Here is a 6,133-nt window from a genome sequence, read left to right as displayed (position 1 = left end):
TCGGCCGCGGCACGGGCCTTCGCGGCGGCGATCACGCCGGCCTTGTACTGCGCGATGGTCTTCGCCGTGGTGTCCTGGAGCGCGGCGAGCTGCGCCTGCAGGTCGCCCAGGTGCTTGTTCTGGTTGTCCAGGGCGACCTGTGCGGCATCCGACGCGGCCTGCGCCGCCTGCATCTTCTGCTGGGCGTCGTGCTGCAGCTTGTCGCGCTCGTCGCGGGCGAGCTTGGCCTGGTTGCTGAGGTTCTGCGCGCTGTCGCGGGCGAGCACGGCGGAGTCGTACACGGCGCGGTTCGCAGACAGGAGGTCGTCCATCGTGCCGAGCCGGGCGAGCAGGTCGTCGGCGTTCGCGGCGGATCCGGACAGGAACAGCTGCAGGGCGGCGCTGTCTCCCCCACCGTTGCGGTAGAGCTCGGCGGCCACGCGGCCGGCCTTGTCGGCGGCCTGCTTCGCGTTCTGGGCCTGGGTGTCCGCCTGCGACTGGATGGAGTCCGCGCGCTGCGCCGCATCGAAGAAGGCCTGCTGGGCGGCGTAGTACTCGTCGGACGCCTTCACGGCCGCGGCCTGCTTGGCCGCGACATCCGCCTTGAGGCCCTGGATGAGACCGCGGATGCGGGTCACCTCGGCCGCCTTGGCGGCCTGGTTGTGCTTGGCGCGCTGCACGTCGTCCCACGACGGGTAGCCGGCGGCGAACGCCGGAGGCAGCATGGGAGCGGCCGTCACACCGAGGGCCACGACGCCCGCGGCACCGAGGGAGAGCGCGCCGCGACGGGTGAGCGCGGACGGCCAGAGACGCTTGCGCTCCTCGGGTGTCGGTGCGCAGTCGCAGTCAGAAGTGTTCAGGTGTTGTTCGTCCAGCACGGGGACTCCTCCCGTCATGCCGCCCAGGCGTGTGACACAACATTTCCACAGTAACAACGTCTGTCACATCTGCAACAGGCGCAACACGTGAGATGCCCCTTACGTGCCCCACGCACGGACGTGCATCTGTAGCCAAGTGTCAGGCACGTGAACCCGATCGGCAACCCCTATCATCCGCGGGTTTCCGCTGATCAGGGAGGTGCCGCGCCCTCGATTTCGCAAATGGCCGGTTTGTCTCGTATGCTTGAGCGTCGGCAAGCGAGAGCACCGAAACCCGCGAGGGGGACGAGGTTCTGACAAGCCCGGCCCCATCGTTTAGCGGCCTAGGACGCCGCCCTTTCACGGCGGTAGCACGGGTTCGAATCCCGTTGGGGTCACGCTTCCCGACATAATTGAATATCCATATGGCCCTGTAGCGCAGTTGGTTAGCGTGCCGCCCTGTCACGGCGGAGGTCGCGGGTTCAAGTCCCGTCAGGGTCGCTCTGAGCGACGGGCCCTTCTCGGAGGGCCTTTCGTTTAGGTGCGACAGGTTCGCCGGTCGCACGGCTCTGTAGCTCAGTTGGTAGAGCGCACGACTGAAAATCGTGAGGTCACGGGATCGACGCCCGTCGGAGCCACGGAAACCCTCGCGTAGCTTCTACATCGCGAGGGTTTCTTTGTTCTCACCGGTCGGGCCCTGATCGTCCGCGGGTGATGTGGAAGCCGCCCTGGCCGCGCCGCCGCTGGTTTCCGACGCGGCGCCCTGCACTCGGCCCTCTCCGCGCGACAGGGCTCGGAACGGGATCGCCGACGCGAGCATCAGCACGACCATGTGGGTCGCGATGAGCGTCGCCAGCCATGCCCCGCGCGGCAGCGTGAGCGACTCGTCGGCGACCGCCGGCACGGTCGCGATGACGCCACCGAGCATCAGCACAGCAAAGATCCCCGTGGCCACTCGCAGCCAGCGCCGCCGCCCCGCGAGCGCGTAGCCGCCCGCGATCCCGGCGACGGGCACGCCGATCGCACCGCCGCCGATGCCCGTCGTCACGAGGGAGACGAGCAGTCCGGGGAGCAGGAGCGCGAACGCCGCGAACAGCATGGGCGACGCCGCGATCCAGCGGAGCGCCGATCTGCGGTGCGGGGGCAGCGCCGACGCGAGCCCGAGCAGCGCACCCACGAGCATCCCCGGCGTGAGGATCGCGAAGAAGGTGCCCGACCATGAGAAGGTCGACCCGAAGCCGGCCAGTCCCGCCATGTACGCGCGCAACGCGCACGCCCACGCCAGGCCGCACACCGCCCCGACGAGAACCCGTGCCGTCCATGCCCCAGTGCCCATCGCGGCACCTCTTTCCCCCCGCTGCACTGCAGGGGTCAGTGCTCATGATACGAGGCTCGTCAGGCGGGCGGGGGCATCCCGTCGGTACTCGGGCGGCCCCGGATCCGTCACGTTCGGCCCGCGTGCCCGGCCATTCGTGACGGATCGGTCGTGGCCCAGGGGCGCGTCAGCTGAGGATGTCTTTCGTGGTGAAGCGGGCGATCGCGAAGCCGCCGAACAGGATGATGTAGCCGAGCTGCAGCAGCAGGTTCTGGCCGGACGAGTCGAAGACGATGGGAGTGCGCAGCAGGTCGGCGAAGCCGAGCCAGTAGTGCGTCGGCAGATAGGGGTGGATGGCGTCGAACTGCGGCAGCTGGTCGAGCACCTGCGAGACCCCGGCGATCACGACGGTCGCGGCCATGGCGCCGACGGGCATCGCGGTGAGCGTCGAGATGAACAGGCCGATCGCACAGAGGCCGAGCAGGGATACGGCGGCGTACCCCGCGAGCAGCAGCACGCGTCCGAACGCATCCGCCAGGCCGACCGTGTCCCCGGACAGCAGCGTGACCGGCCCGAGCGGGAACAGCAGCCCGCCCGCGACGACTCCACCGACCACGATCGCGAGCACCGCCGCGGCGACGAACGCGCAGGATGCCGCGAACTTCACGGCGAGCAGGCGCACCCGGCCGACCGGTGCGATGAGCAGGTAGCGCAGCGTCCCCGCGTTGGCCTCGCCGGCGATCGAGTCGCCCGCGACCACCCCCACGGTGAGCGGCAGGAAGAGCGGGATCGACACGGTGATCGCGGTGAACACCACGAACAGGCCGTTGCCGGTGATGTCGCCGAGGAACGCCGGCCCGCGGCCTCGCGACCCGGCGCCGGTCAGCCGCACCGCGACCGCGATGAGCACGGGCACCAGCATCAGGGCCACCAGCATCACGATCGTGCGCCAGCGCCGGAACGTCGTGCCCAGCTCCGAGCCCAGCAGTGCGAACACCCGCTGACGGCCGATCGCGCCGGCAGGCGCGGGTGCCGCGTCGGGGGCGGACATCACGTCACGGGCGGATGCCGCGGCGACCTCATCCGGCGACATCGAAGCCCTCCCCCGTCAGCTCCACGAACCGCTCCTCGAGCGTCGCCCCGGTCACGACGATCCCGCGCACCCGCACCCCGTCGGCGACGAGCGCCGCCGTCACCGACTCGACGGGCAGGTCCTCGCGCAGGGCGGCATCCCACTCGTCCGCGCCGACGCGCTCCGCGACCAGGCCGAGACGCTGCAGCGTGGCGTCGGCCGCGTCCGGTGTGCGCACCCGCACGCGCGGCGCGCTCTGGGCGCGCAGGTCGTCGAGGGTGCCGCTGGTGACGAGGGATCCCGTCCGCATGACGGCGACGTGCGTGCACACCTGCTCGATCTCGCTGAGGAGGTGACTGGAGAGGAACACCGTGGTGCCGTCGGCGGCCAGCGACCGGATGAGCGAACGCACCTCGCGGGTGCCCTGCGGATCGAGGCCGTTCGTCGGCTCGTCGAGCACCAGCAGCTCGCGCGGGCCGAGGAGCGCCGCCGCGAGCCCGAGGCGCTGCTTCATCCCGAGCGAGTACGCCCCGGCGCGTTTGCCCGCCGCGGCGCCGAGCCCCACGCGGTCGAGCGCGTCGCGCACGCGGGTGCGCCGGGTGCGCCGGGAGGAGGTGGGATCGGCGGCGTCGAAGCGTGCGAGGTTCGCGGCGCCCGAGAGGAACGACGAGAACGCCGGCCCTTCCACGAGCGCGCCGACCTGCGGCAGCACCGATGCCAGCCCGCGCGGCAGGTCGTGGCCGAGCACCCGGATCGCGCCGGCCGTCGGCGAGGCAAGGCCCAGCAGCATCCGGATCGTCGTCGTCTTGCCCGACCCGTTCGGTCCGAGGAACCCGAACACCGATCCGTACGGCACCTCGAGGTCGAGCCCGTCGACGGCGGCGCTGCGGCCGAACCGCTTGGTGAGTCCGCGGGTGACGATCGCCGCGTCGCCCGCGATCGCGGACGACGGTGACGTGGGGATCGTCACTTGGCCGCGGCGAGCAGCGTCGCTGCCGGCACGGCACCCGCGAACACGGTTCCGTCGTCGCGCAGGTAGACGGTGAAGAGGGACGTCTGCAGGATGCGGCCGCCGCTCACCCGCTGGGTGAGCTCACCGAGCAGCGTGCTGCCGTTCGCGCCGAGACCACCGGTGAGCGCCGCGCGGCCGTGCACCTCGACGATGGACGTCCACCCCGTGCCGATGACGGTCGGCGTCGGCAGATCGGCCCGGCGTGCGGGGGCGTGACGCGGGCCGTTCCCCGGCGCGTCGCCCGGGTGCTGTCCCCGCAGGTGATGCGGCAGCGTGCCCGGCAGTCTCACATGCGTGACGGTCGTGCCCTGCGGCGGGGTGAACGCGAACACGCTCGCGTCCGGACGGGTCGTGTCGAACGACGTGAACGCGACGCTGAGGGCGGGGGTCGACTGGTGACGGGCATCCACGCGGACCGCGAGCGGCACACCGGTCTGCGCGTCGACGGTGACGACGGCATCGCCGACGAGGGTGGCAGTGGTGCGCGGTGCGAGCCGCAGCTCGTACACGCCGCGGCCGAGGTCCGTGCCGGTGGAGACCGTCACCGACGTCGTCGACTGGATCGAGGCGAGGAGCTGATCGGCGAGCGCGGCCGGGGTGACGTCGTGCGGCATCCGGCCTTTCATGGCACCACGTGCGGCGCCGCCGTGCGGGGCTGTCACGTGCGTGGCGGTGCGGGCCGCGGCGTCGTAGGTCCACAGGGAGTTGCCGTCGTGGATGAGGTCGCGCTCGCTGAGCGTGTCGAGCAGCTGCACCCGCTGCCGCGACGGGCCGTCCACATAGACCTTGGCCGTGTGCGAGCCGGTCACGAGCTGGATGAGGGATGCCGCGTCGAAGCCGCCGGACTGGGAACGGGGCGACATCGACGCGGGCAGCTGGGGCAGTCCGAGGTCGGACGACTGCTGCACCGTGCCGGAGTAGTGGGCGTCGTGGCTGCCGGCGATGAGCGTGAGCACCTGCGCCGCGGTCTTCGCCGGCGGCGCGGACGCCGCGTTGCCGATCGCCGGGATGGCGACCGCCCCGGCGACCACTGCGATCGGTGCGACGATCGCGGCGATCCAGCCACGCGTGAATGTCATCGGAACCACCTCTTCGGCCTCATGGGTTCGTCGGCGAGTGTAGGCGCGTTCGCGCCGGATGGGCTGAATGTTCTCTGCGGCTTGACGATGACGGACGCCCCGCATGGCACCCAGGCGGGGTCACTTGTCGTCGCCGAGCAGCAGGCGGCGGATGGCGGACTCGGGGGTGAGCTGCCGTTCGAGCAGCTGCCCGCGGGCGAAGCAGGCGAACACGCGCGGATCGATGTAGCTGCCGCGGGCGACCGACGGCGTGTTGCCGAGCGCCTGAGCGACCGCGCGGACGGCGTCGATCTCCGCACGCTTGCGTGCCCGGGTCCCCTCGACGGCGCCGGTCCGGGCGAGGGCATCGGCTGCGAGGATCGTGCCCCGCAGCGTGCGGAAGTCCTTGGCGGTGAACGCGCCTCCGGTGATCGTGCGGACGTAGGCGTTGACCTCGGCCGGGCTGAGGCCCACCTGCCGCCGCCCCACCGCATGCCAGAGCAGCGGCGACCGCGGCGAGCCCGCCGTCAGCACGCGCAGGGCATCCGCGAGGTCGTCGTCGTCGATCTCGAGGAGTGCCCGCTTGCCGCTCTTCGCCGGGAACGACAGGGTGACGACGGATGCCTCGACCGTCGCGTCGCCGCGCCGCAGGGTCGTGAGGCCGCGGCTGCCGTGCCGCTCCAGATACCGGGCGGAGCCGACCCGGGGGGCGGCTTCGTCGAGCAGCCGGAACGACACCGCCAGCGCATGGTCGCGATCGAGCGCCTCCCGGCGCAGGTCGGCGGTGACCCGGGCGCGGGGAAGCGCCTGCGCCAGCGCGAGCGCCCGGGCGAACTTGCC

Annotated in this window: 5 protein-coding genes, 3 tRNA genes and 1 pseudogene; 3 read left to right on the top strand and 6 right to left on the bottom strand. The window is 71.7% G+C overall.

Annotated features, from left to right (window positions below):
• Positions 1-857: pseudogene (locus VJR25_RS13925) on the bottom strand (M23 family peptidase); the annotation flags it as partial.
• Between the two features lie 304 nt (positions 858-1,161).
• On the opposite strand from VJR25_RS13925, the gene VJR25_RS13920 reads away from it, so the two are divergent.
• The 3 genes from VJR25_RS13920 (at position 1,162) to VJR25_RS13910 (ending at position 1,474) form a co-directional block, all read left to right on the top strand.
• A tRNA-Glu gene (locus VJR25_RS13920) sits at positions 1,162-1,234 on the top strand.
• 29 nt (positions 1,235-1,263) lie between these two features.
• Positions 1,264-1,337: transfer RNA gene (locus VJR25_RS13915), tRNA-Asp, on the top strand.
• Positions 1,338-1,401: 64 nt separating this feature from the next.
• Positions 1,402-1,474 (top strand) — tRNA-Phe (locus VJR25_RS13910).
• 20 nt (positions 1,475-1,494) lie between these two features.
• Here VJR25_RS13910 and VJR25_RS13905 read toward each other — a convergent pair.
• The 5 genes from VJR25_RS13905 to VJR25_RS13885 form a co-directional block, all read right to left on the bottom strand.
• Entirely contained in the window at positions 1,495-2,172 is a 678-nt protein-coding gene (locus VJR25_RS13905) for a hypothetical protein (protein WP_324116020.1), read from the bottom strand.
• A gap of 166 nt (positions 2,173-2,338) precedes the next feature.
• The gene (locus tag VJR25_RS13900; protein ID WP_414683791.1) at positions 2,339-3,244 is read right to left on the bottom strand and encodes an ABC transporter permease; all 906 of its coding nucleotides are present in this window, start codon (positions 3,242-3,244) and stop codon (positions 2,339-2,341) included.
• Positions 3,231-4,193 (bottom strand): ABC transporter ATP-binding protein, encoded by a 963-nt coding sequence (locus VJR25_RS13895; protein ID WP_324116016.1) that lies wholly within the window; start codon positions 4,191-4,193, stop codon positions 3,231-3,233. Before VJR25_RS13895 ends, VJR25_RS13900 begins: the two co-directional genes overlap by 14 nt.
• Positions 4,190-5,314, bottom strand: coding sequence for a DUF2092 domain-containing protein (locus VJR25_RS13890; RefSeq protein WP_324116014.1), 1,125 nt, complete (start codon positions 5,312-5,314; stop codon positions 4,190-4,192). The genes VJR25_RS13895 and VJR25_RS13890 overlap by 4 nt, the downstream gene beginning before the upstream one ends.
• 120 nt (positions 5,315-5,434) lie before the next feature.
• Positions 5,435-6,133: DNA topoisomerase IB (locus tag VJR25_RS13885; protein WP_324116012.1), on the bottom strand; the 699-nt coding region annotated here is incomplete at its 5' end.

Origin of the sequence: Microbacterium sp., assembly GCF_035277845.1 — a bacterium.
Classification (GTDB): Bacteria; Actinomycetota; Actinomycetes; order Actinomycetales; family Microbacteriaceae; genus Microbacterium.
This window is presented reverse-complemented; position numbering and strand designations above follow the sequence as displayed.

Bases quoted from the DNA above. Each gene is read 5' to 3' on its own strand.
- VJR25_RS13905 (WP_324116020.1), bottom strand. From the start codon at position 2,172: ATGGGCACTGGGGCATGGACGGCACGGGTTCTCGTCGGGGCGGTGTGC.
- VJR25_RS13900 (WP_414683791.1), bottom strand. From the start codon at position 3,244: ATGTCGCCGGATGAGGTCGCCGCGGCATCCGCCCGTGACGTGATGTCC.
- VJR25_RS13890 (WP_324116014.1), bottom strand. From the start codon at position 5,314: ATGACATTCACGCGTGGCTGGATCGCCGCGATCGTCGCACCGATCGCA.